Source organism: Pseudomonas triticifolii, from assembly GCF_014358015.1.
Classification (GTDB): Bacteria; Pseudomonadota; Gammaproteobacteria; order Pseudomonadales; family Pseudomonadaceae; genus Aquipseudomonas; species Aquipseudomonas triticifolii.
The window spans coordinates 716554-740083 of sequence record NZ_JACONV010000001.1 but is presented as its reverse complement, the minus strand read 5'-3'; the positions used below and the strand labels follow the sequence as shown (position 1 = coordinate 740083).

Below are 23530 nucleotides of genomic sequence, written 5' to 3'. Positions count from 1 at the left end.
CATTCCTGTTGATCGCATCCGAGCGCACTGAGTGAAGAGGTTTCACAAGCCAGTCATTATTCTATCGGCGGTAATGGCGTTTTGCTTTAGGGCGATCGCCAACTATATGTTCAAGCCTGGTCGTCGTCCTGATCGTCCTGTTCCGAGTAGGAGTCGAGTAACTCGGCCAGCGCCAGGGTGCGATCCAGGCCGGTCAGGCTGGACATGATTTCGGCCACTGCCTGAGTGGCCGCGACCCTGGCGGCTTCGCGTTCGGCATCAGTGTTATTGGGCGTGGCATCCTGCGCCGCTTCAATAATCGACTGCTCAAAGGTATTCATGTTGCTCGCTCTTGAGGGCTGAGCTTGCTGTGATACAGATAATGACCGATTGTTTCAAGACCAATCAGTCGCCTTCATAAGGGAAGTCCTGCAAGGTCTGGGTCAGGGCGACGTCCTGCGGCCCTTGCAGGTCGTCCAGCGCCCAGCAGCCATTAGGGTTTTTGACCATTCGCATGCGTGACGTCTGAGTGGCGGCCGGTTGCTGTGGCGCATCCTTGTAGCCCAATAGGTAGGTCATTTCGACAACCGCCTGCTTGTCCGCATTCGACACCGTTGTCCACTCGATGGGCTTTTGCACGTCGCCGTCCTGAGCATCGGTCCAGGGGTTGGCGCCGATGGCACATTGGTCGCCACCCGGACCCTGGCACGTCCAGTCTCTTTTCAGCAGGCTCAGCAACGGTTTTGACAGGTAGTCCGCCGCGCCTTTGCCATTGATATAAAAATCCTGATGTTTCTCATAGATCCATCGGGCTGTATCGACCGGCGTCGCGGCCGGGCAGGCAGCCTGTACGGTGGACGAGAGCAGGCAAGCAAGGGCGATTGCAATAGGTCGGGACATGTAACGAAGCTCGCAATGGAAGGGGGCGATGATTGCACCGTGATGACATCGCATTTGTAGTCCACGCGATCAAAAAAGCAATCGTTTTGTGTAGGGCAGCGCAGGCTGTGCGTAAGGGGCGAACGCAGAAGGGTAATTTTCTTCAATACGCCGGTCGTCCCGCCTCATTACCTTCACCGGGTCTTTCTGATCGCGGTCGAGGTTTTTCATGAGTCTGTTCATTTCCATGGCAGCGTTTGCGCTGGCATCGTCCATCACGCCAGGGCCGGTCAATATCGTGGCACTGAGTACCGGCGCACGTTACGGGTTCTGGCCCGGCATGCGTCATGTGCTGGGTGCGACACTGGGGTTCACGCTGTTGCTGGTGCTGATCGGTTTTGGCCTGCACGAAACCCTGCGCCAATGGCCTTCTCTGACCCGGATCATTCAGTGGGCAGGTGTGGCCTTTCTGCTCTACATGGCGGTGCGATTGGCGATGGACGACGGCCAGTTGAGCTTTTCACAGACCGGGCGTGCCCCATCGATGCTGCACGGCGCGATTATGCAATGGCTCAACCCGAAGGCCTGGCTGGCCTCGATAGCAGGCATGGGTGTGTTCGTGGGCAATGGCGAGGCGCTACTGATCGGCCAGTTTGCGGCGATCTATTTCGTTGTCTGCTATGCCTCGCTCGGCTGCTGGGCCTACGCGGGCAGCTTTCTGAGTCACTACCTGCGCAGCGCCAGAGGCGTGCGCGTGTTCAATCGGCTGATGGCGGTTTTGCTGGCGGGGTGTGCGCTGTACCTGGTCATCTGAAACGACGTCTCAGAAACGGTACTGCCCGGGCGTGGCCGCCAGGTGTTTCTTGAATTCGCGCTGAAAATGCGCCTGATCGGCAAAGCCGGTTTCCTGCGCCACGTCAACGATCAGTCGCCCCTCACGTAACCGGGTGCGTGCATGCTGAATGCGCCGGTTGAGCAGGTAGGCGTGGGGCGTCATGTGGTAGCGCTGTTCGAACGAGCGAATCAGGTAGGACGCTGACAGATTCGCCGCGTCGCAGATATCGGCCAGCTTGATGGCCTGGGTGAAATGCTCGTTGATGTACTCGGCAGCGCGCGCCACTTTGGGTGATGGCTTGTCGGGCACTGAAATCTGCTCGCCCAGCGTCTTCTGCATGAGGGTAAAGAAAGACACTGCGGTGCAGTGCTTCTGCAAGGTATCGGACTGCACATCGACGAGCGTCCGGTATAGCCCCGTCAATGCGCCGAACAGCGCAGGGTCGCGGCTGTGGGTGGGTGCAAGCGGTTGAAACGCAGCATCGCTTTCATGCTGGATCGCCCCCAGCCAGTCACTGTCGACGTAGAGCATCAGGTACGACCACGGCTGGTCCTGGATCGGGTTGCAGGCGTGAACATCACCCGGATTCATCAGCACGACGGTGCCTGCTGACACACGCTGCGCAGTCTTTTCGTGCAGGTAAGTGCTTTGCCCGTGCGTGATCGCGCCAATGGAAAAGATGTCGTGGGAATGGCGTGCGTAACACACCTTGCGGCCGTCCTGAACCGAGCGCGCTTCTATAAAAGGCAGGTGTTCGTCTCGCCAGAAGAACGGCGTGCTGTCTGACGGGGTGAGGGGAGGGTTGGCCATGCTGAAGTCCCTTCTGGCGTGATGTGACCTGTGCTGCGCCGAGGGTAGCCTATTGTGGCTGAGCCGTGTCGTTGAACAGATGAAGCGGGAGCGCCGTTTGACGCTCCCTCATACTGACTTACTTCTTGATCGGTACGATGTCGACGATCTGTCCGTTGACCTTCTGGAAACGCACGTACTTGTCGTTGATCTGCACCCACTCGCTTTCCTTGGCAGGTGCTTCCAGACCTTTGCTCTTCCAGTCCTTGATGCTGGAGTCGCTGCGGCGATACTTCTCAGGCACGCGCGAACCCAGTTCAAGCTCATGAGTGTTGTCTTTGGACTCAGCCACTTTCGGTTCCGGCGCATCCGCTGCGTGAACGGGCAGGGTGGCGACCGAGAAACAGCCGAGCAAGGTCATGCAGGCGATCAACGATTTGCTTTTCATATGAAGACTCCCAGTCTTGTCGTAATGCGATGGCTAATGCCTTTCGTACTGGATGGGACCTTCAAGGGTGAAAATCATTCGATCGGGTTTGCCTGCATCAGCCTTTCAGGGCTGCGGTGATGGTGACGGGCAGTGGCGTAGTGGGGCGGCCGATCAGGCGGCTCAACTGGCGAGTGTCATCGAACAGCGCGCCTTTGGAGGCTGCGGTGTCTGAGTCCGCGAACAGATGCGCGTAAACGGCGGGCAAACCTGCCTGCAGCAGCGCGGCTTCGAACTCCGCTTGTGGCATGTCCACATAGGGAATGGTTTTGCCGATTTGCCTGGAGATTTCTGCGGCAAAGTCCGACAGGGTGTACGCGTCATCACCTGCCAATTCATAAACACGCCCTGACTGGTCTTCTTCCGCAGTCAGCACAGCCGCTGCGGCCTGAGCATAATCAAGACGCGCGGCCGAGCTGATGCGGCCTTGGCCCACGCTGCCAATGAAGGCGTCATGTGCCAGTGCGCCTGGAATGGAGGCGGCGTAGTTCTCGGTGTACCAGCCATTGCGCAGCAAGGTGAAGGGTATGCCGCTGGCGCGCAGGTAGGCTTCGGTTTCAACATGCTCATCGGCCAGCCCCAGCGCCGAGCTGTCCGCATGCAGAATACTGGTGTAGGCAAGCAGTTTGACGCCGGCCTGTCTGGCGGCATCAATCACGGCCTTATGCTGGGGATAGCGCTGGCCTATCTCATTCGAGGAAATCAGCAGCACTTTGTCGGCACCGGCGAAAGCACTGTCCAGGGTTGCGGGTTGTGAATAGTCGGCCTTGCGGATCTGCACGCCCAGTGCCGCGAGGTCAGCGGCCTTTTCCGGGCTGCGCACCGCTGCAACGATCTGCGTCGCAGGAACGGTTTCGAGCAGCTTTTCAATGACGAGGCGACCCAGTTGGCCGTTGGCAGCAGTGACGACGATCATGACAGTGTCCTTGTATTCGGTTGAAAGAACGGTGAGCATAGCCATAGTGCTTACCTTTCGTAAGTACGTACAAAAAGGTAAGTGCCATGCCCGATTCATCTTCTCCCATGCCGATCAGCGATGGCGAGTCCATGCTGACGAACATTCGCCAGGGGCAGGTGCTGGCCAGTGATTGCCCGTCCAGAGTGATCCTTAACCACGTATGTGGGCGGTGGGGCGTGCTGGTGCTGATCGTGTTGCGCGGTGGCATGCACCGGTTCAGTGAGGTGCGGCGCAAGATTGGCGGTGTCAGCGAAAAGATGCTCGCCCAAACGTTGCAGCACCTGGAGCAGGACGGCTTTGTGCACCGCAAGGCTCTGCCCGTGGTGCCGCCGCATGTCGAGTATCGGCTGACAGCCATGGGTGAGGAGGTTGCGTTGCAGGTAGAGACGCTGGCGCTGTGGATAGAGACGCGCCTGCCGGACATCATGCGTGCCCGCGAAGCGTCGCAGGTGCTGCGGACAGAGGCTGAGAATGAACCCGTATGAGCGTTTACTGACAGATTCTTCATCCGGTGTTTGCCGGGTCGAGCCCCCTGCAATCATCACTTCTTGGTATGGTGCGCGCCGAAATATTTATTTACATGTTGGCTGTGTCGTTACTTTTACCGAGAAGCTGTAGAAATGCCCGAACCGATTCCTCTTAAAGACCACGAGAAAGAGACGCGGCTGGTCAACCAGCGACTGATCGCCTGCGCCATCCTGGTCGCCGTGCTGGCTGCCTGCCTGATAGCACGGATGTATTTCCTGCAAGTCACTGAATTCGATTACCACTCGACCATTTCCGAAAACAATCGGGTGCACGTGCTGCCGATCCCGCCGGAGCGGGGTTTGATTTACGACCGCAATGGCGAAGTTCTGGCCGACAACCGCCCCAGTTTCAACCTGACCCTGACCCGCGAGCGCGCCGGTGACTGGCACAAGGTCATCGACGAGTTGATGACGCTGCTGGCCTTGCCCGACGAAGACCGCATTCTGTTCGACAAGGAGTTGAAGCAGGTTCGGCATCCTTTCGAGCCCGCAACGTTGCTGTATGAGCTGACCGAAGAGCAAATCGCGATTCTGGCCGTCAACCAGTACCTGCTGCCAGGGGTGGATGTCGCGGCGCAGTTCGTTCGTCATTACCCGCTGGGCGATCACTTTGCCCATTCGATCGGCTACGTCGGGCGTATCAACGAGAAAGAAGCCTCGCAACTGGACAACGAATATCGCGGCACACAATCGATCGGCAAGACCGGTATCGAGCGGTTCTACGAGTCCGAACTACATGGCCATGTGGGCTATGAAGAAGTCGAAACCAACGCGCAGGGGCGTGTATTGCGGGTTCTGAAACACACCGACCCGGTACCCGGCAAGAACATCACCCTGAGCCTTGACGTGCACCTGCAAGAAGCCGCCGAAAAGGCCTTGGGTGATCGTCGCGGTTCTATCGTGGCGCTGGACCCGGAAACCGGGGAAGTGCTGGCGATGGTCAGCAAACCGAGCTTCGACCCCAACCTGTTCGTGACCGGTATCAGTTTCAAACAGTACGCCGCCTTACGTGATTCCATCGACCGTCCGCTGTTCAACCGCGTGCTGCGCGGGCTGTATGCGCCGGGCTCGACGGTCAAGCCGGAAGTGGCGATTGCCGGCCTGGACAGCGGCGTGGTCAACGCCTCGACCAAGGTCTTCGACCCCGGCTATTTCCAGCTGCCGGACTTCGATCACAAGTACCGCAACTGGAACCACAGCGGCGACGGCTGGGTGGACATGGACACCGCGATCATGCGGTCCAACGACACGTATTTCTACACGCTTGCGCACAAGCTGGGCATCGACCGTCTGCACGACTACATGACCATGTTCGGCATCGGCCAGAAAGTCTCGCTGGACATGTTCGAAGAGTCGGCAGGGCTGATGCCGTCTCGTGAGTGGAAGCGCGCCACGCGCCGTCAGGCCTGGTTTCCCGGCGAAACGGTCATTCTCGGCATCGGTCAGGGCTACATGCAGGTCACGCCGCTGCAACTGGCCCAGGCGACCTCGCTGATTGCCAGCAAAGGTGTCTGGCATCGACCGCATCTGGCGATGGAAGTCGGTCACGTCGCACCTGTGGATGAGCACCCGATGCCCAACATCGTGCTGCATGACCCGCGTGAGTGGGATCAGGTCAATGAAGGCATGCAGATGGTCATGCATGATCCTCGCGGCATCGCCCGGGATGCCGCCAAAGGCGCGCAGTACCGCATCGCGGGCAAGAGCGGTACTGCACAGGTGGTCGCGATCAAGCAGGGCGAGCGTTACAACCGCCTGAAGACGCTGGAGCGTAACCGGGACAACGCCCTGTTCGTCGGCTTCGCCCCCGCAGAGCACCCGAAGATAGTGGTGTCGGTCACCATTGAGAATGGCGAGGCGGGCGGCCGTGTGGCAGGCCCCGTCGTTCGTGAAGTCCTTGATGCCTGGTTGCTGGACAGCGATGGCAAACTCAAGCCGGAATATGCTGTGCCGAGCAAGCCTGCGGGCAATCCGCACGCCTGATCGTACCCATTGCGTTTGAGCATGAATGCATACCCCGTGGGAGGCGGCTTGCCGGCGATGGTGTCAGTTCAGTCACTGATAGGTCGCTTCTGACAAAGCCTCGCCGGCAAGCCGCCTCCCACAGTTCGTTGGCTGCAGCAAGGCGTGTGTAAAACGATGAACGCTGCGCGTCACAAATGGCACAGACTGCTTATCCCGTTAACCGCGCACTCGGCTTCATAGGTCTTTGGCCTGCCAATCTGAACACCCCTCAGTTTCCCGGAACTGTCGAGAACGCATCGGGTCGACCACAACAGGCGTAGCAGAGCGCTGCGCATGTTTCTTCCCGTAAGGAAGCCGAACCCCTTTGCCTCGACAAGGAACCCCGCATGTCCAAGACCATTGCCGATCATCTTGCGCAAACCCTCGCAGCGGCAGGTGTTTCTCACATCTGGGGCGTTTCCGGTGACAGCCTCAACGGCCTGACCGACAGCCTGGAACGCACCGACTCGATTCGCTGGATGCACACCCGTCATGAAGAAGTCGCCGCGTTCGCCGCAGGTGCCCAGGCTGCGAGCAGTGGCAAGCTGGCGGTGTGCGCCGGCAGTTGCGGTCCGGGCAATTTGCACCTGATCAATGGCCTGTACGACTGTCACCGCAATCGCGTACCGGTGCTCGCCATCGCCGCGCATATTCCGTCCTCGGAAATCGGTCTGGACTACTTCCAGGAAACCCACCCGCAGGAACTGTTCAAGGAGTGCAGCCACTTCGTCGAACTGGTCAGCAACCCCGAGCAATTCCCTCGCGTGCTGGAGCGTGCAATGCGCGCCGCGATCAGCCAGAAGGGCGTGGCGGTGATCGTGTTGCCTGGCGACGTTGCGCTCAGTGCCGCGCCGGACGTTCCGGCCAAATGGGTCGAGCCCACACCGCCGACTGTGGTTCCGGCTGAAAACGATCTGCAAGCGATGGTCGAACTGCTCAACGAATCCAAAGCCACGACCCTGCTGTGCGGTGCTGGTTGCGCGGGTGCTCACGAGCAAATCGTGGCGCTGGCCGAAAAGCTCGGCGCGCCCATCGTGCACGCCCTGCGCGGCAAACAGCACGTCGAGTACGACAACCCGTTCGACGTGGGCATGACCGGCCTGATCGGCTTCAGCTCCGGCTACCACGCCATGCTGTCCTGCGACACACTGGTGATCCTGGGCAGCAGCTTCCCGTACCGTAATTTCTACCCCGAGAAAGCCAAGGTCATCCAGATCGACCTGGACCCGACCCAACTCGGCCGTCGCACACCTGTGACGCTGGGGCTGACCGGCGGTGTGCGTGAAACCCTCGATGCGCTGTTGCCAAAACTCAAGCCGCACTCGGACCGCCGCTTTCTCGACAAGGCCCTCAAGCACTACGCCAAGGCCCGCGAAGAGCTGGACGAACTGGCCACACCAACGCCTGCGGACACGCCGATCCATCCGCAATACCTCACGCGCCTGATCGACGAGCAGGCCGACGTTGACGCCATCTTCACCGTCGACGTTGGCACGCCCACGCTCTGGGCGGCGCGTTACCTGCACATGAACGGGCAGCGCAGTCTGTTGGGCTCGTTCAACCACGGCTCGATGGCCAACGCGCTGCCGCAGGCGCTGGGCGCCAAGGCCGAACACCCGGATCGACAAGTGGTTGCGCTGTGCGGCGACGGCGGCCTGTCGATGCTGATGGGCGACCTGTTGAGCATTCGTCAGTTGAACCTGCCGATCAAAATGGTCGTGTTCAACAACAGTTCGCTGGGCTTCGTCGACATGGAAATGAAAGCCGCTGGCTACGTGCCCCACGGCACCGATTTCCATGAGACCAACTTCGCCGGTGTTGCGCTGGGTGCCGGTATCCTCGGCCTGCGTGTACAAAGCGCCGAAGAACTGCCCGCCGCCTTGCGCAAGGCCTTCGACCATCCCGGCCCGGTGCTGATCGACGTGGTGACCGCCAAGCAGGAACTGGGCATTCCGCCGAAAATCAAACTCGCCCAGGCTAAAGGCTTCAGCCTGTACATGATGCGCGCCGTGTTCAGCGGCCGTGGCAGCGAAGTGCTGGAACTGGCCAAGACCAACCTGCGTTAATCACACGAGGGCAGGGGCTCAGCAGGCCGGTCGGCGGGGTGATTCACCCCGTCATTGGTGGGCACCGGCCCCAGGTCGAACGGGTTTACGCCGTCCAGACAGGCGACGTTATAGCCGTATTCATGCGGATTCGAGCGTCGCCGGTGGTGGGTATAGACCCCGCACCGGCCACAGAAATAATGCTCGGCCGTGCGGCTGTTGAACTGATACAACTTGAGCACACTCTGCCCGTGAATCACGCGAACACCGTCTTGCGCCACCGTCGCAACGATGGCACCCCGACGCCGACATAACGAACAGTCGCAGCGTCTTGGGTCTACGATACCGTCCGGCAAATCCAGCTCCAGCACGACTGCGCCGCAATGGCAGGACGCGAGATGGGCCGGTTTTATTCCGGTCGGTCCGACTGTTTTGATCATGGGGGCTTCCTCCTTGTCGTTTGTTCAGGTTAACGCCTGAGGGGAAGGGTTGCCCAATCCAGTGGTCGCTTGGTGCGGAACATTCATTGGCGGGCGTGATAAGGCTTTGCGGTACTGTTAGATATCGAATTGCTATGTAAGCCGCACAAGGATGTCCATGCGCCAGTCACGAAAACACTAATACACTGTCGACCAAGGCCCGAAGCGTCCTGGCAGGTCACGCCAGGCAGCGCCCGAGAGGATCCTATGCAGTGCCAAACGATCGTCACTGCGTGGGTGACCTATGTTCTGCTCTAAAGAAATCAGATCCTTGATCAGTTCTCACGATGGGTCGAAGAGTTCGTAACGCTTTGCCATGCGGGCCTCCCGCCAATTATGACGGCAATTCTACCCGCACCGACTTTTTGTACAAAACCCGTTGAGCTTACGATTAACAAGTTGTATGTGGCCAGTTGATATCATTGTAGGCGGGAAATCAATGATGAAATATTTTTTTTTTTGTGTGGCGCGTGTCCGGTTCGTGAGCTAGTTTCTGTATGTCTTATAAAGTTCAAAAAAAATTGTAACGCACGTGTGAAAGCTGGTTGCCCGATACATCTATAGAGCGAGTCGAAGAATAGGGAAGGCAAGGCAATTACCTATCGGTAGGTAATCAGGTGAGCCTTGTGTGGGCAATAGAAAGCGTTTGGAGGTTTTGCGCAGTGTCGAATGTTTTTTCATGGCATTCGCCTGAGGTCTGGATTTTTCATGTGTCCGGAAATTATTGTGCAGTAGGGGTTGTGACATTTTTAGGGAGGGCAGTCAGATGCCGCATTTAGATCCTGGGAGGATAAGCCTGAAGTGCTAACGCCGCGAGATAACTGCTATTTTAGCGGGTTGAAGTGTGGGTGAAAAAAAAGTTATTTATCGGGGTTTATCTCAGAGGTGATATGGGCCCTGTAGGTGTGTGTGATGGTTTTTTATCGGTCGTGAGTGGTGTAAATAAATTTGGTTAGTGGTCAGGGAGATGTATATGCGCCTGCATTCGATTCGCGTCCAAATGATATCGCCAATAGCTCTTCTGGCAGTGATAATTGCAGGGTTTTTGTTATTAATGATATTTATGAGTCGGGTCCAGCAGGAAGCGATGCGTCGTCAAGCAGAAAACTATTTTGAGGCCGTTTCGGTGGTCTTAAATGCAGATCGAGATATTTACCAGGCTCTGATAGCCCAAGAGCGGTTGATGAGTGGAGATGGTAATGCCACCGAGAACCAGAAGGATTTTGATACGAACGCGCAACAGGTATTTGATCGCTTTGGTAGTTTTCGACGGTTTCTCGCAGAGGAGCCTCAGCTGATAGAGCCTTTTGGTAATTTTGATCAGCTTTATAAGGAATGGCTGGATGCCAGCAAGTCATTGAATTCGTCCTTTAAAACAGGAAAAGTCTTATCTGAAGCCTTGCAGAAACAGGATGAGAGATTCCAGGAAATTCGCGATATGCTTGATGACGCGGGGGAGCGCTTACGTCAGCATACGCAATATAAGAGTACGCAGCCGAATAATGGGGTCGATCTTCAACAGTATGTTGAGGCCCTGTCCGAGGTGCTCAACGCTGACCGCGATATTTACCAGGCCAGGCTTTCCCTGCAAAAAATGGCAGCAGGCTCTGGCTCGACTGTCGAAAATCGAGCTTTTTTTGAGGAGAATGTTCAACAGGCTTTACAGCGCTTCCATAATTACCGGAGCTACCTCATACGCGAGCCAGAGCTCACTAAACCTTACGACCATTTCGATACTTTGTTCGGTGAGTGGATCGTAAAGAGTCGCGCTATTCTTGAATCGTCAAACTCCAAGAGCCAAGGCGTACTTCCTCAAGCAAAAGTGACTGCGGACGAACGGTTCAAGGCTATCAGGGATGTACTGGACAAGGCAGGTGAGACTGTTAACGTACACGCCCGCGAACAGAAAGAGGACGTTAAAGAAAGAGTCTCAACGTATGAGAAAATTGCGATCGCTGTGATCGCGATCGCTTTTTTGCTAGCCTTGGTCGTCGGTTATTACGTCCCTTTGATAATTACACGCAATGTGCAAAATATTACACGTCGTATACGAGAGATTGCAGAAGGAGATGGTGATTTAACGCTTCGTATCAATTCAAAATCCCGAGATGAGCTAGGTGATCTTTCTAGGGAATTTGATTCCTTTGTAGAGCACTTGCGCGAGATCATGAGTGCTATACAAAAGCAGTCCGTCATGTTGGGAGGCATGACAGGTCAACTCAATACGGTATCAGAAGAGGCTGGCCGCATAAGTGAGCAGATGGTCAGTTCTTCAAACTCAATGGTCAGTACTGGCAATGATATGAGCAGTTCTAATCAGCAGATGGCCGGTTTAGCTAAGGGCACGGCTGCCGAAGCTAACCTCTCCAGCCAACTGACCTACCAGGGGAAAAATGCGGTAAACATCTCCAACCAAGCGATTGAACGACTCGTCGTTGATATTGAACTCGCCTTGAAAAGCTCAACCGATCTGGAGCAGAGTTCAGCGGCAATTGTCTCGATTTTAGAGGTGATCCGAAAAATTGCTGAGCAAACCAATCTGCTGGCTCTTAATGCTGCTATCGAAGCGGCGCGAGCAGGCGAGCAAGGTAGAGGCTTCGCGGTCGTTGCTGACGAGGTCCGTATGCTTGCAACTCGCACGCAGGACAGTACACGGGAGATTGAAACAATGATAGAACGGCTTAAGATGAGCGTGTCCGAGTCAACAGCTGCTATTCGTAATAGTCGTAATAATGCTGATACCACGGTCGCCCAAATAAATCAGGTTACTGAGATTTTTGACACTCTGAGTGCGTCCTTTGATAAGGTTCAGCATATGGCAACCCAAACAGCGCTTACGACTGATGAACAAGCGCAAGCCTCACTTAATATCAGTGAAAATATAAATTTATTGAAAGAGCAAACCGACGGTGTCAGTAGGATGTCAGACGAAGTTCAGGGACAGGCTAAAAAAATAACAGTGCTCTATCAAGAACTAAGAGTCCAGGTCGAGAGCTTCAAGGTCTGAATAAGGCGCTAGGCTCTGTACGACATCCCCGAACGCCGCCATTAACGCCAGGAGGCTTCGATGGCGAAGCGGTATGAGCATCCCGACGCAGCCTTGGATCTTGTTGGCGATCTTTTCACCGGAACCCGGCGCAGGGGACGTCCGCGAGTCGATGATCGCCTGATGCTCAAGCGCGTGGCCATCCGCTTGAACGAACAAGGCTTGGTCAAGCTGTAAACCTGGATGATTGATTTCACTGCTGTTCGCGCAACCTGAGCCTCATCAGACGCCGGGAAAAAAGGGGATCGAAAGAACCGCAAGACCATGCGCTCGGTCGCAGCCGGGGCGGCCTGACCACCAAGATTCACATGCTGTTTGACGCCTATGGCGTGCCTTTACGTTTTCTGCTTTCTGGCGGGCAAGCTCGCGACGAGTTTTGCGGCAATGGTCTCATTGGCCTGTGCCATGAGGTGTTTGCAACAATTGGTGAGATTTCGGTCGGGGTCAGTTACACCGTCGATCTGTGTCCGCCCCACGAACACCCTATTTCAAGGCAATAAGCTAACGCATGATGCTGTGTTCCCGTCTTTTTCCAGGAGCCAGCACCATGATGCGACCCGACGCCAAAGTCGAAAAAGTCTACCTATACCCCAAGCCTGTGGACTTCCGAAAATCCATTGACGGTTTGGCCGCCTTGGTCGAACTGGATATTAAAGTCGCCGTGTTTGACCCCGTGCTTTTTGTCTTTTTGAGTCGCCACCGTAATCGAGTGAAAATCCTCTACTGGGGGTGCAGCGGCTTTTGCCTTTGGCTCAAGCGTCTGGAGTCCGAAAGATTCAAAACATCACCCGATGAAGTCGACGAAGCCATCGTGTTGACGGTTCAGGAACTGAACTGGTTACTGGATGGTTTTGATCTCTGGCGTAACCGTCCGCACAAGGTTTTGACTCAACGATTTGTTGCCTGACGGGTATAATCCAGGGCATGAAATTGATGCCCGAAGACCTCCCTGACGACCCTGTGTTGCTCAAGCAGATGCTGCTTGATGCGCAGCAAGTCAAAGAAGCCTACGCCACTCATATCGTTGATATAAAAGAACAGATCAAGCTGTTGCGTGACCGTATATTTGGTCGTAAATCCAAGCAAACCATTGAACCCAACAATCCATAATTGGCCTTGTTCAACGAGCCTGAAAGCTAACCCATGCCCGTCGTCGGCGACGCCGACGAAGAGGTTGTCGCTCCGACTCCACGCCGTGGCAAGCGCAAGCCGCTATCGGCTGATCTGCCGCTCATCGAAGTCATCCACGAACTGACCTTTGCCTGCGGTTGCTGCAAACATGTGATCAGCGAAGAAACCAGCGAATAGCTGGGTATCGTGCCGACGCCAATCCGCGTCATCAAACATATCCGAAAGGTCTATGTTTGCCGTGGTCATGAAACGGCTCCGGTTATCGCTGACAAACCTGCTCAGTTGATCGAAAAGAGCATAGCCAACCCGAGTGTATTGGCCATGCTGCTGATCACGAAGTACGTCGATGGCCTGCCGCTGCATCGTTTCGAAAGGGCATTGAGTCGACATGGCATCAATATCCCGCGCCAAGCCTTGGCGTGATGGGTGCTCCAGCGCAGCGAACACGTTCAGCAGTCGCTGAACGTGTTGGAGGGTGTTATTTTGTTCGATGGTGATGGCAGAGTTGGCTCTAAGTTTGTCGAGTCACGTTAAGTTAAACCTGCTTTCAACAGGCGACTCAATCACCGTTTATTGAAAACTAACCTGTGCCACTCAGCACACCCATACAATCCTCCCGCTCCACATTCGTGCCTACTGACGTCAAAGCCTCGCCTCGCAGGCACCTTGATCATCAGCCATGGAACCTCTCTCATGAATCGCAACGACCTGCGCCGCGTCGACCTCAATTTGCTGGTGATTTTTGAAGCGTTGATGTTCGAGCGCAATCTCACGCGTGTGGCAGAAAAACTGTTCATCGGCCAGCCCGCGGTCAGTGCAGCGCTTGGGCGGTTGCGTGATTTGTTTGATGACCAGTTGCTGCTGCGCAACGGGCGGGCGATGGAGCCTACGGTTCGTGCGCTGGCGATTCTCAAGGAGATTCGGCCGGCGCTGGACACCATTTCCGGGGCGGTGAGTCGGGCCAAGGAGTTTGACCCCTCGACCAGCAGTGATGTGTTTCGCATCGGCCTGTCTGACGATGCGGAGTTTGGTTTGCTGCCGCCGCTGCTCTCGCGTCTGCGGGAGGAGGCGCCGGGCATCATTGTGGTGATTCGTCGGGCCAACTACCTGTTGCTGCCTGCACTGCTAGCCTCTGGGGAGATTTCGGTCGGGGTCAGTTACACCGTCGATCTGCCGGCCAATGCCAAGCGCAAGAAGTTGCGCGACATCGGTTGCAAGGTGATCCGGGGCGACGCGCGACCAGAGCCGTTGACGCTGGACGAGTACTGCGAGCGGCAGCACGCGATGGTGTCGTTCTCCGGCGATCTGAGCGGCAATATCGATCTGGACCTGGCGCGGGTCGGACGGGCGCGCAAGGTCGTGTTGGCGGTACCCCAGTTCAATGGCTTGCGAGCGCTGCTGGCTGGCACCGAGTTGATCGCCACGGTGCCGGACTATGCGGCGTGTGCGCTGATCGAAGGCTGTCAGTTGCGTGCCGAGGAGCCGCCGTTTCCGATCGTGCCCGCCGAGTTGTCGATGGTCTGGAGCGGGGTGCATGACAACGATCCTGCCGAGCGCTGGTTGCGTGGCCGGATTGCCGAGTACATGTCCGGTCCGCTGGACATCAAGACGCCGCAGTAAGGCAGGCAAAAACAAAGACAGCACATACGTTCAATTTCTGACGCTGGTTTGACGGCAGTATCGTCGACACCCTGAGCCGTACGGATTCGACTGGCCACGGCCCGATATCTACTCACGTCACTGGAGCCACTGGCCATGTCCGATTCCGTTCGTCTCGACACCGAAGCTCATGTTATCGGCAGTGCGGTCTTCAATGAAGTCGTCACCCTGGTCATCAAGCATCGGGTCAAGACCGGGCAGGAAAGTGCCTACGAGAGCTGGTTGCGTCGCATCGTGACCATTGCCAGCGGCAAGCCCGGCCATCTGGGTGTGGATGTGATCCGTGCGAAGGAAGGCGGGTTGCAGATGTTCACCAGCGTGCTGCGCTTTCATTCGACGCAGGCCATGCAGGACTGGCTGGACTCAGATGAGCGCAAAAAGCTGGTGCAGGAAGCAGAGCCTATGCTTGCCGATGGCGATCAGACCCTGGTCAACCCGCACAATGAGTTCTGGTTCACGCCGACCAGCGAAGAAGGCAGTCCGCCGCCACGCTGGAAGCAGGCGTGCGTCTCGTTCATGGTCATCCTGCCCCTTACGCTGTTCGTTCCCCTGTTCTGGGGGCCGATTTTTGCCCGTATCCCCTGGCTTTCCAGCTACTTCGTCAGCACCGCGCTGGTGACTGTGACCATCGTTCTGCTGGTGGTCTACCTGATGATGCCTGCCGCAACGCGTCTGATGGCGCCGTGGCTGAACGCGTCCGCGAAAAAATCACAGGGAGGGTGATCCGATGACAGATGACAAAACCGATCTGCAACGACGCCGCTTTCTTGCCAAGAGCTCACTGCTGAGCGCGGCTGCGGCGATCCTGCCTTCTCTGTCTTTCTCCGGCCTGGCCGGTGCTTCTCAATCTTCCGCCAAAGGTGTAGCGATGAATGCCGAACTGATTCTGTTCAATGGTCAATTCCATACGGTTGACCGTGAAAAGCCCAAGGCCAGCGCTGTGGCGATCAGTGGTGGCCGGTTTGTCGCGGTGGGCAGTGATGCAGACGTCATGGCCTTGCGCGGCAGTGCGACACAGGTGATCGACCTCAAGCAGCGCACGGTGATTCCGGGTCTCAATGACTCTCACCTGCACCTGATTCGTGGGGGGCTGAACTACAACCTCGAATTGCGCTGGGAGGGTGTGCCTTCGCTGGCCGACGCGCTGCGCATGCTCAAGGATCAGGCTGATCGCACGCCGACCCCGCAATGGGTGCGTGTAGTGGGCGGCTGGAACGAATTCCAGTTTGCCGAAAAACGCATGCCGACCCTGGAAGAGCTCAATCAGGCCGCACCTGACACGCCGGTGTTCGTGCTGCATTTGTACGACCGCGCCTTGCTCAACCGTGCCGCTTTGCGCGTGGCAGGCTATACCCGTGACACACCGAACCCGCCGGGCGGCGAGATCGTTCGTGATTCGCAGGGCAACCCGACCGGCATGCTGGTGGCCAAGCCCAACGCGATGATTCTGTATTCGACGTTGGCCAAGGGGCCGAAGCTGCCGTTGGAATATCAGGTCAACTCGACGCGGCAGTTCATGCGTGAACTCAACCGCCTGGGCCTGACCAGCGCCATCGACGCCGGTGGCGGCTTCCAGAACTATCCCGATGACTACGCGGTGATTGAACAGTTGGCGCGGGAAAAACAGCTGACCGTGCGTATCGCCTACAACCTGTTCACCCAGAAGCCCAAGGAGGAGCTGGCCGACTTCAAGAACTGGACCAGCACCGTCACGCTGCACCAGGGTGACGACTTTCTGCGGCATAACGGGGCAGGGGAGATGTTGACCTTTTCGGCCGCCGACTTCGAGGATTTCCTCGAGCCTCGTCCGGATCTGCCGCCTGGCATGGAAGGTGATCTGGAGCCTGTCGTGCGACACCTGGTCGAGCATCGCTGGCCGTTCCGCCTGCACGCCACCTACGATGAATCCATCAGCCGCATGCTGGACGTGTTCGAGAAGGTCAACCGCGACATTCCGTTCAATGGCCTGCCGTGGTTCTTCGACCATTGCGAAACCATCACGCCGAAGAACATCGAACGCGTTCGTGCGCTGGGCGGCGGGATTGCGATCCAGGACCGTATGGCGTTTCAGGGTGAGTATTTCGTGGAGCGTTATGGCGCCAAGGCCGCCGAGATGACGCCACCGATCAAGCGCATGTTGTCCGAAGGCGTGCCGGTGGGCGCAGGTACCGACGCCACGCGAGTGTCCAGCTACAACCCTTGGACCTCGCTTTACTGGATGGTCAGCGGCCGCACGGTTGGCGGTCTGGAACTCTATCCCGAAGGGCTGCCACGCGAGACCGCGCTGGAACTGTTCACCCACGGCAGTGCCTGGTTCTCGTCCGAGCAGGGCAAGAAAGGCCAGATCAAGGTCGGGCAACTGGCGGATGTTGTGGCACTTTCGGCGGATTACTTCAGCGTCGAGCCTGAAGCCATCAAGTGGATCGAATCGGTGCTGACGGTCGTCGACGGCAAGGTTGTGTACGGCAGCGGCGACTTCGAAACCCTGGCGCCACCCAGCCTGCCGGTACTGCCGGACTGGTCGCCGGTGGCCAGGGTTCCAGGCCATTGGCGTCCGGCCTCGCCGATGCTCGCCCAGGTACATCAGTGCAGCGGCCCTTGCGCCGTTCACGTCCACAGCCATGAACGGGCGCGGCTTTCCAGTGCGCCGGTCAGCGACTTCCAGGGTTTCTGGGGCGCGTTCGGCTGCTCCTGCTTCGCCTTCTGACCCAATTACCCAGGACTGCACGGGGCCGTTGCGCCCTGTGCCATTAGCGACAACCCTAATAGGAGTCAATCATGAGCACTGCAACCCCTTACAACCGTTTGAACAAAGACGATGCCGCGGTTCTGCTGGTCGATCATCAGACCGGCCTGATTTCACTGGTGCAGGACTTTTCTCCCAATGAGTTCAAGAACAACGTGTTGGCACTGGGCGACCTGGCCAAGTTCTTTGGTCTGCCTACCATCCTGACCACTAGTTTTGAAAACGGTCCCAACGGTCCGCTGGTGCCTGAACTCAAGGAAATGTTCCCGGACGCGCCTTACATTCCGCGCCCCGGCCAGATCAATGCATGGGACAACGAGGATTTCGTCGCAGCGGTCAAGGCGACTGGCCGCAAACAGCTGATCATCGCGGGCGTGGTGACGGACGTTTGCGTTGCATTCCCGACCTTGTGCGCACTGGCTGAAGGTTTCGAAGTGTTTGTGGTGACCGATGCGTCGGGCACGTTCAATGAGACTGTTCAGAAGGCAGCCTGGGCGCGCATGAGCGCGGCCGGTGCGCAATTGGTCAACTGGTTCTCGGTGGCCTGCGAGCTGCAGGTTGACTGGCGCAATGACATGGAAGGCCTGGCCAACCTGCTGTCTCAGCGTATTCCGAACTACCGCAACCTGATGAACAGCTACAGCGCTTTTACCGCTCGTTAACCCTCATCCATAACCCCCGCGCATCAATGGCGCAGTGACCAAACGGTCACTGCGCCTTATTTTCGTTCTTGTCGGACAATTATGTAGTGCATTAAAAATATCACTACATAATGATTGACGCCCCCGGTTTCCTTTTGCATTATGCAGCTGTCTCCCTGATCGGGAGCACCGCAAAGATGTATTGAACAGGCTCGGCAAGCCGTCGAGATGTTCCCGGATGTAGGCTGCCCACAAGGCAGATTGATGAAGCTGACCTGGCATGATCGTCGAAACAGGCGAGAAGCTGGCGAAACATCCTCAAGATGCTTGTGGTGGATCATAAATGATCGTCAGGTCTTTGGGTTTCGCGACTTCTTCTCTCTTCGATGACGCTGCCATGTAGCGGCTTTGCATCAAGGCTACCTGCATTTCCTTGAGGGCTGGATCTGCATTCGACGAACACATCATCGTGTTTCGTGCATGAATCGTCTGGCACATGAACTTGATGTATCAACCATTGAACTGCTTACGAGCGAAGGAGCATCAACATGAACATGAATCAGCAGCCGAATATTGATGAACTGGCTCGTCTGTTTGCCGCCCGCAAAGACACACTTGATAACCATATTGCATGGATTGCCGATTCCGGCGAAGTGCATGTAGACCCTATGACTCCGCACACGCACGACGATGATTTCCGCGAGGCTCATCCTGAGCTGCGCGCCGCGCTGGGCATGTTCCGCCGAGGCCTGGGCTACGTTGGCAAGAAGGCCGCCGCCGATCGTGCCTACATGGAAAGCACGCTGCAGGCGCTCAAGACCGAATGGCATAACAGTCGCCGTCAAGCACACAGTCGAGTCGCTTGATGCGGTCGAGTCGTTAGTACACAGGTTTCAATAACGTCTTTTGGCCGGTTGGAAAGTCTGCCTCCATGTCAACATGCAGGCAGACTTTTTACGGTCCGGCTTTTTTAAAGGATGTTTGGTTATATATAATCAATTATCCAGGCGTGGCGACTTTAAATAGTGTGTCTACGCTGTCAGTGTGTACGCGTTGTTTATTATCGACGTTGACAGGTATTCACCATCGTCAGCTCTCGCTGCATTTGGGGTTACCTGTTGTCTGATGACCGAGTGCACATTGAATCTCTTAAGAGGGCGCTAATTGGAGGATTTGTAACAGTTTCGATAACGTTACGGTGCGGACTGTTTCAAAACTGAAAAAAAGATTGTCGTATTGTTGTACAAAGCGATTTGACTGGTATAGATTTTTACCACTGAGTCAGCGCGTATGGCGCTGTTTTTGCCGGTTTCGGTATAGACCACACCGCTGGCTCACCTCATTTACATACACCCGTTGGCGCCCACACCGACGGGATCTGCCCGAGGCTGACAATGGTTGTGCCGAGATGGTTGTTGGTCCTGCTGCTGATCAGCGGTGGTGCTCATGCCAGCTGGCGTGAAGCACTGCCTGACGCGCAGGTCGTAGGATCCGGCGAGCTTACGTTGTTCGGATTTCGAATCTATTCAGCCAGGCTGTTCAGCCCTGCGAAACCCTTCAATGTCGATGCGCCAATGGCGCTTGAACTCACCTATCACCGTGCCATCGACCGGGAAGATCTGGTCGATGCCAGCATTGATGAAATCAAGCGTATCTCAGGTTCGGCTGTTACTGCCGAACAGCTCAAGACGTGGCGCCAGCAGATGGACCAGTCATTTGTCGACGTGCAGCCCGGCATGAAAATCACGGGCGTTTATGTACCGGGACGCGAAGCGCGATTTTATGTGGGGGAGAAACTGCAGCATGTCGTGCCTGACAGCGCCTTCGCCAAGGCATTCTTTCTGATCTGGCTTGATCCTAAAACCCGTAATCCGGAGCTCAGGGAACGTTTGCTGGGCAAGGCGGAATCTTGAAAATTCATGGAGGGCTCATGCTCAGAAAGTGGTTGTTACTGCTCTGTCTCGGATCGCTTCTCGCGGGCTGTGGTGGCGTTCCCGTTAGCCATTACAGTCAGGAAACGCCGAAACTCGACCTTCGTGAGTACTTCACCGGTCGCGTTGAAGCCTGGGGTATGTTCCAAAAGCGCTCGGGCGAAGTCACCAAACGCTTTCACGTGATCATCAACGGCCGCAGCGAGGGTGAAGTGCTGGTGATGCATGAGGCGTTCAGCTACAGCGACGGCACCCAGCAGGTTCGCGAATGGCGCTTGCGCCCGGACGGACCGGGTCGCTGGACGGGCACAGCCGGTGATGTGGTCGGCGTGGCCACAGGAGAGGTCTCAGGCAACAGTTTTCACTGGCGTTATGTGCTGAGACTGCCGGTGGACGGCACTGAGTATGACGTCAGCCTGGACGACTGGATGTACCTGATCGACAAGCAAACCATGGCCAACCGTTCATCCATGACCAAGCTGGGTGTCGAGGTCGGGCAGGTCACCCTGTTTTTCCGCAAGCAGGACGCTGCGAAATAGTGAAAGACCGGCGTCAGCCGCCGGTCATGTTCATGAAGCGCACCACCTGCACACCATCATCATGGGTGAAGTTGTGGCTCCAGGGCTTGATCTGCATGGCGTCGATGATCGCCTTTTCCAGTTTGTGCGGCTCACCGGGATTGGCTCGCAGTACAGACTTGAGGTCTACCGAGTGCTCGTTGCCCAGGCACAGCAGCAAGCGGCCTTCGACCGTCAGGCGAACCCGGTTGCAGGTGCTGCAGAAGTTGTGACTGTGCGGCGAGATAAAACCGATACGAATCCCGGGTGCTTCAGCCAGCCGCCAGTAACGTGACGGGCCTTGCGTGGAATCGGTGGAAGGTACGAGCGTGTAGCGCTCGGCAATGCGCTCGCGAACCTGATCGCTGGAGCAGAACGATTCAGCACGGCTGTGCTCGCTGATGACGCCCAGCGGCATCTCTTCAATGAACGACACATCCAGATTGCGATCAATCGCGAAGGCCAGCAGGTCGTTGACCTCATGATCGTTGCGGCCCTGCATCACCACGCAGTTGAGCTTGGTATGAGTGAAACCTGCTGCATTGGCGGCGTCGATACCGGCGATGACTTTGTTCAGGTCGCCGGTGCGGGTCAATTCACGAAAACGGGCCGGGTCCAGGCTGTCGAGGCTGATGTTCAGACGCGTGACGCCTGCGTTGAAAAGCGGCGCAGCCAGCTTGTCCAGTTGCGAGCCATTGGTGGTCATGCACAGTTCGCGAAGGCCGGGCAGGGCAGCGATTCGCTCACACAGGCCCACGACACCGGCGCGCACCAGCGGCTCGCCACCGGTCAGACGAATCTTGCGCGTTCCCAGCGCCACGAAACGCTCGGCAACCTGCAGGATCTCTTCAAGCGAAAGAATCTGTTGACGAGGCAGAAACGTCATCTCTTCGGCCATGCAATACACGCAACGGAAATCGCACCGGTCGGTTACCGACATGCGCAGATAGTCGACTTTGCGGGCAAAGCGGTCCATCAGGACGGGTTCTGACATTTCACCTTCTTACTTGATCGATCAATGAATGGCTTGCCCGATTTGGACGCCGACGCACTGAAGGAGTTTGATTTATTAAGCATCACATTGCAGACCCATAGTAGCGACAGGTCACGGCGATTGCACTGGCTTCATGCCATCCACGCTACCGAGTCGAAATGCCGCAGTCCAATCGCTTGTTCCAATGGTCTCATCGACTTGCTCTATGGCAGTACGCGCTGCCGTTATTCTGGAGCGGTATTGGCCCGGGAACTGCGCTCATAGCGCTCCAGCAGCGGCTGGATACTGATGCCATGCACCAGAATGCTGAGTGCGACGACCGACAGTGTCATGCCAATCACGAGATGACCGATGTCGTCGGACAGTCCGTGGGAGAGTGCAAAACACAAGTAATACAGGCTGCCGATACCGCGTATGCCGAACCAGCCCACCAGCGCCTTTTGGCTATTGTTGAGCAGCCGTTTGCTGATCAGAAACCATACGCTCACTGGCCGAATGACGCAGAACAGCGCCAGCCCCAAACCGATGGCGCGCCAGTCCCAATAAACCGCCAAAGCTGCGCCCAGCAGCGTGATCAGCAGCACTTCCATGGCCCGCTCGACCAGGCTGCCAAACGCCAGCATATCGCCCATCATGACACCGGCGGCGAGCTGCGAATCGCTGAGATCTTTGGCCTCGACCACTGTGCCTTTTTCAAGCGAAGCGGTCATGTGGCCGAGCACGGGTTGCGCAACGTGTTCGGAAGGTAATTCGGAACGGGTGACGCGTGCTTCCGCCTGACGCAGACCGACGCCTGCGGCGAATACCGAGAGAAACCCGAACGCATCCACGCTTTGCGCCACCACGTAGGACAGCGCGATCAGCGCCAGCGCCAGGTAGTCATTGGGCGAGGACGTGCTGTCGGCATTTCTGATCCGCAGGAAGATCATCAGATGCCCGACGCCCCGGCCCATGCCGTAACCAATCAGCAGACCGGCGGGCACCGCCCAGATCAGATGCTTGATAAACCACAACTGCAGCCAGTCTGTGGTGGTCTCTCCAGAACTCAGGTACAGCAGCGCGAAGAGCACAAAGGGGAACGCCGTTCCGTCGTTTAGCCCGGCTTCGCCGGACAGGCCGAAGCGCAGACGGTCCTGATCCTGTGCATTGTTCACCTGCACCATTCCCGCCAGCACCGGATCTGTCGGCGAAAGCATAGCGCCCAGCAGCAATGCGATTCCCCACGTCAGGCCGAACAGGTAGTGGGCGGCGATGGAGACGCCTGCAATTGATGCCAGCATCACCGGCCCTGCCAGCCAATAGGCGGTATGCCAGGCTTTGCAGTGCAGTGGCAGGCGCAACTTGATGCCTGTACTGAACAACGAAAACAGCACCGCAGCTTCGGTCAGGCGTTCGAGCCATTCATAGGACTCTTTGAAGTCCAGATCCAGCACACCTAGTCCCATCGGACCAATGCCAAAGCCAAAAGCCAGGCACAACGCCGACGTGGTGACCGGCATCCAGCGCAGGTAGGAAGACGTCAATGCCAATAGCATCAACAGCGCGCCGAGCACGCTCATGCAAATGATGAAACTCATAGTGGGGAAGTCGCCGTGAAAGCGCCTTGAAAAGAGGGCGTTACTTTGGGACTGCCGTTAGGGGAAATAAGTTGAAATAATTTGTTAATCAATCGATGGACGTACTGCTCGCTGATCGTTCTCGTGTTCCGCGCACATCGTTATGCGCAAATCTTGCTGCAACCAACGAACTGTGGGAGGCGGCTTGCCGGCGATGGTGTCAGCTCAACCGCTGATGGTTCGCTTCAGAAAAAGCATCGCCGGCAAGCCGCCTCCCACGAGGTATG

The 23530-nt window shown here is 56.9% G+C and carries 21 protein-coding genes and 5 pseudogenes; 16 read left to right on the top strand and 10 right to left on the bottom strand.

The features are described 5' to 3' along the window. Positions 1 to 110 precede the first annotated feature (110 nt). From H8S56_RS03140 to H8S56_RS03130, 3 genes are all read right to left on the bottom strand, one after another. A complete protein-coding gene (locus tag H8S56_RS03140; protein ID WP_024687195.1) occupies positions 111 to 320 on the bottom strand; it encodes a hypothetical protein in 210 nt (69 codons plus the stop codon). Positions 321 to 384: 64 nt separating this feature from the next. Further along, entirely contained in the window at positions 385 to 879 is a 495-nt protein-coding gene (locus tag H8S56_RS03135; protein ID WP_187517837.1) for a DUF3828 domain-containing protein, read from the bottom strand. 69 nt (positions 880 to 948) lie between these two features. Beyond that, positions 949 to 1089, bottom strand: a complete 141-nt coding sequence (locus H8S56_RS03130) for a hypothetical protein (RefSeq protein WP_187517836.1) — start codon at positions 1087 to 1089, stop codon at positions 949 to 951. On the opposite strand from H8S56_RS03130, the gene H8S56_RS03125 reads away from it, so the two are divergent. After that, on the top strand, positions 1088 to 1672 hold the full coding sequence (locus H8S56_RS03125) for a LysE family translocator (RefSeq protein WP_187517835.1): 585 nt from the start codon (positions 1088 to 1090) through the stop codon (positions 1670 to 1672). The genes H8S56_RS03130 and H8S56_RS03125 overlap by 2 nt on opposite strands. A gap of 9 nt (positions 1673 to 1681) precedes the next feature. Here the strand turns inward: H8S56_RS03125 and H8S56_RS03120 are convergent, their stop codons facing one another. The 3 genes from H8S56_RS03120 to H8S56_RS03110 form a co-directional block, all read right to left on the bottom strand. Further along, positions 1682 to 2503: a helix-turn-helix transcriptional regulator gene (locus H8S56_RS03120; RefSeq protein ID WP_024695272.1), complete on the bottom strand. Its 822-nt coding sequence runs from the start codon at positions 2501 to 2503 to the stop codon at positions 1682 to 1684. Positions 2504 to 2621: 118 nt separating this feature from the next. After that, positions 2622 to 2930 carry an RcnB family protein gene (locus tag H8S56_RS03115; protein ID WP_024687199.1) on the bottom strand — a complete coding sequence of 103 codons (309 nt, stop codon included), beginning with the start codon at positions 2928 to 2930 and terminating at the stop codon, positions 2622 to 2624. Between the two features lie 97 nt (positions 2931 to 3027). Next, positions 3028 to 3885, bottom strand: a complete 858-nt coding sequence (locus H8S56_RS03110) for an SDR family oxidoreductase (RefSeq protein WP_187518005.1) — start codon at positions 3883 to 3885, stop codon at positions 3028 to 3030. 86 nt (positions 3886 to 3971) lie between these two features. Here H8S56_RS03110 and H8S56_RS03105 point away from each other — a divergent pair, with 86 nt between their 5' ends. The 3 genes from H8S56_RS03105 (at position 3972) to poxB (ending at position 8524) form a co-directional block, all read left to right on the top strand. Further along, the gene (locus H8S56_RS03105) at positions 3972 to 4412 is read left to right on the top strand and encodes a winged helix-turn-helix transcriptional regulator (RefSeq protein ID WP_024687201.1); all 441 of its coding nucleotides are present in this window, start codon (positions 3972 to 3974) and stop codon (positions 4410 to 4412) included. Positions 4413 to 4547: 135 nt separating this feature from the next. Beyond that, entirely contained in the window at positions 4548 to 6437 is a 1890-nt protein-coding gene (gene mrdA / locus H8S56_RS03100) for a penicillin-binding protein 2 (RefSeq protein WP_187517834.1), read from the top strand. A 368-nt stretch (positions 6438 to 6805) separates the two neighbouring features. After that, positions 6806 to 8524, top strand: coding sequence for a ubiquinone-dependent pyruvate dehydrogenase (poxB, locus tag H8S56_RS03095; protein ID WP_187517833.1), 1719 nt, complete (start codon positions 6806 to 6808; stop codon positions 8522 to 8524). Here the strand turns inward: poxB and H8S56_RS03090 are convergent. Next, entirely contained in the window at positions 8521 to 8943 is a 423-nt protein-coding gene (locus H8S56_RS03090) for a GFA family protein (protein WP_187517832.1), read from the bottom strand. The genes poxB and H8S56_RS03090 overlap by 4 nt on opposite strands. 180 nt (positions 8944 to 9123) lie before the next feature. Further along, a pseudogene (locus H8S56_RS03085) lies at positions 9124 to 9261 on the bottom strand (transposase); the annotation flags it as partial. A gap of 688 nt (positions 9262 to 9949) precedes the next feature. Between H8S56_RS03085 and H8S56_RS24795 the strand changes: the two are divergent. The 12 genes and pseudogenes from H8S56_RS24795 to H8S56_RS03025 form a co-directional block, all read left to right on the top strand. Then, a pseudogene (locus H8S56_RS24795) lies at positions 9950 to 11134 on the top strand (HAMP domain-containing protein); the annotation flags it as partial. Between the two features lie 348 nt (positions 11135 to 11482). Continuing rightward, a pseudogene (locus tag H8S56_RS24790) lies at positions 11483 to 11989 on the top strand (methyl-accepting chemotaxis protein); the annotation flags it as partial. A gap of 60 nt (positions 11990 to 12049) precedes the next feature. Continuing rightward, positions 12050 to 12399, top strand: a pseudogene (locus tag H8S56_RS24785) (IS5/IS1182 family transposase); the annotation flags it as partial. A 176-nt stretch (positions 12400 to 12575) separates the two neighbouring features. Then, positions 12576 to 12935, top strand: a complete 360-nt coding sequence (gene tnpB / locus H8S56_RS03065; RefSeq protein WP_235986730.1) for an IS66 family insertion sequence element accessory protein TnpB — start codon at positions 12576 to 12578, stop codon at positions 12933 to 12935. A gap of 17 nt (positions 12936 to 12952) precedes the next feature. Beyond that, positions 12953 to 13645, top strand: a pseudogene (locus tag H8S56_RS03060) (transposase); the annotation flags it as partial. Between the two features lie 207 nt (positions 13646 to 13852). Beyond that, positions 13853 to 14779: a LysR substrate-binding domain-containing protein gene (locus H8S56_RS03055; RefSeq protein WP_187517830.1), complete on the top strand. Its 927-nt coding sequence runs from the start codon at positions 13853 to 13855 to the stop codon at positions 14777 to 14779. A gap of 135 nt (positions 14780 to 14914) precedes the next feature. After that, the gene (locus tag H8S56_RS03050; protein ID WP_187517829.1) at positions 14915 to 15541 is read left to right on the top strand and encodes an antibiotic biosynthesis monooxygenase; all 627 of its coding nucleotides are present in this window, start codon (positions 14915 to 14917) and stop codon (positions 15539 to 15541) included. A 145-nt stretch (positions 15542 to 15686) separates the two neighbouring features. Next, positions 15687 to 17525 (top strand): amidohydrolase, encoded by a 1839-nt coding sequence (locus H8S56_RS03045; protein ID WP_187518003.1) that lies wholly within the window; start codon positions 15687 to 15689, stop codon positions 17523 to 17525. 71 nt (positions 17526 to 17596) lie between these two features. Then, entirely contained in the window at positions 17597 to 18226 is a 630-nt protein-coding gene (gene ycaC, locus H8S56_RS03040) for an isochorismate family cysteine hydrolase YcaC (protein WP_024685652.1), read from the top strand. Between the two features lie 527 nt (positions 18227 to 18753). After that, on the top strand, positions 18754 to 19071 hold the full coding sequence (locus H8S56_RS03035; RefSeq protein ID WP_024685653.1) for a hypothetical protein: 318 nt from the start codon (positions 18754 to 18756) through the stop codon (positions 19069 to 19071). Between the two features lie 528 nt (positions 19072 to 19599). Further along, positions 19600 to 20118: a chalcone isomerase family protein gene (locus H8S56_RS03030; protein WP_187517828.1), complete on the top strand. Its 519-nt coding sequence runs from the start codon at positions 19600 to 19602 to the stop codon at positions 20116 to 20118. 17 nt (positions 20119 to 20135) lie between these two features. Next, positions 20136 to 20675 carry a DUF3833 domain-containing protein gene (locus tag H8S56_RS03025; protein WP_024685655.1) on the top strand — a complete coding sequence of 180 codons (540 nt, stop codon included), beginning with the start codon at positions 20136 to 20138 and terminating at the stop codon, positions 20673 to 20675. A 13-nt stretch (positions 20676 to 20688) separates the two neighbouring features. On the opposite strand, the gene moaA is transcribed toward H8S56_RS03025, so the two are convergent. Both moaA and H8S56_RS03015 read right to left on the bottom strand, forming a co-directional pair. Beyond that, positions 20689 to 21687, bottom strand: coding sequence for a GTP 3',8-cyclase MoaA (gene moaA, locus H8S56_RS03020; RefSeq protein ID WP_024685656.1), 999 nt, complete (start codon positions 21685 to 21687; stop codon positions 20689 to 20691). A 224-nt stretch (positions 21688 to 21911) separates the two neighbouring features. Further along, entirely contained in the window at positions 21912 to 23264 is a 1353-nt protein-coding gene (locus H8S56_RS03015) for a cation:proton antiporter (RefSeq protein WP_187517827.1), read from the bottom strand. Between the last annotated feature and the right edge of the window lie 266 nt (positions 23265 to 23530).

Coding starts and splice junctions, on each gene's coding strand:
- H8S56_RS03105 (WP_024687201.1), top strand. CDS start 3,972: ATGCCCGATTCATCTTCTCCCATGCCGATCAGCGATGGCGAGTCCATG.
- H8S56_RS03045 (WP_187518003.1), top strand. CDS start 15,687: ATGAATGCCGAACTGATTCTGTTCAATGGTCAATTCCATACGGTTGAC.
- H8S56_RS03055 (WP_187517830.1), top strand. CDS start 13,853: ATGAATCGCAACGACCTGCGCCGCGTCGACCTCAATTTGCTGGTGATT.
- H8S56_RS03015 (WP_187517827.1), bottom strand. CDS start 23,264: ATGAGTTTCATCATTTGCATGAGCGTGCTCGGCGCGCTGTTGATGCTA.
- H8S56_RS03035 (WP_024685653.1), top strand. CDS start 18,754: ATGAACATGAATCAGCAGCCGAATATTGATGAACTGGCTCGTCTGTTT.
- H8S56_RS03115 (WP_024687199.1), bottom strand. CDS start 2,930: ATGAAAAGCAAATCGTTGATCGCCTGCATGACCTTGCTCGGCTGTTTC.
- mrdA (WP_187517834.1), top strand. CDS start 4,548: ATGCCCGAACCGATTCCTCTTAAAGACCACGAGAAAGAGACGCGGCTG.
- H8S56_RS03140 (WP_024687195.1), bottom strand. CDS start 320: ATGAATACCTTTGAGCAGTCGATTATTGAAGCGGCGCAGGATGCCACG.
- H8S56_RS03090 (WP_187517832.1), bottom strand. CDS start 8,943: ATGATCAAAACAGTCGGACCGACCGGAATAAAACCGGCCCATCTCGCG.
- H8S56_RS03110 (WP_187518005.1), bottom strand. CDS start 3,885: ATGATCGTCGTCACTGCTGCCAACGGCCAACTGGGTCGCCTCGTCATT.
- H8S56_RS03050 (WP_187517829.1), top strand. CDS start 14,915: ATGTCCGATTCCGTTCGTCTCGACACCGAAGCTCATGTTATCGGCAGT.
- H8S56_RS03025 (WP_024685655.1), top strand. CDS start 20,136: ATGCTCAGAAAGTGGTTGTTACTGCTCTGTCTCGGATCGCTTCTCGCG.
- H8S56_RS03030 (WP_187517828.1), top strand. CDS start 19,600: ATGGTTGTGCCGAGATGGTTGTTGGTCCTGCTGCTGATCAGCGGTGGT.
- tnpB (WP_235986730.1), top strand. CDS start 12,576: ATGATGCGACCCGACGCCAAAGTCGAAAAAGTCTACCTATACCCCAAG.
- H8S56_RS03135 (WP_187517837.1), bottom strand. CDS start 879: ATGTCCCGACCTATTGCAATCGCCCTTGCTTGCCTGCTCTCGTCCACC.
- H8S56_RS03130 (WP_187517836.1), bottom strand. CDS start 1,089: ATGAAAAACCTCGACCGCGATCAGAAAGACCCGGTGAAGGTAATGAGG.
- ycaC (WP_024685652.1), top strand. CDS start 17,597: ATGAGCACTGCAACCCCTTACAACCGTTTGAACAAAGACGATGCCGCG.
- H8S56_RS03120 (WP_024695272.1), bottom strand. CDS start 2,503: ATGGCCAACCCTCCCCTCACCCCGTCAGACAGCACGCCGTTCTTCTGG.
- moaA (WP_024685656.1), bottom strand. CDS start 21,687: ATGTCAGAACCCGTCCTGATGGACCGCTTTGCCCGCAAAGTCGACTAT.
- H8S56_RS03125 (WP_187517835.1), top strand. CDS start 1,088: ATGAGTCTGTTCATTTCCATGGCAGCGTTTGCGCTGGCATCGTCCATC.
- poxB (WP_187517833.1), top strand. CDS start 6,806: ATGTCCAAGACCATTGCCGATCATCTTGCGCAAACCCTCGCAGCGGCA.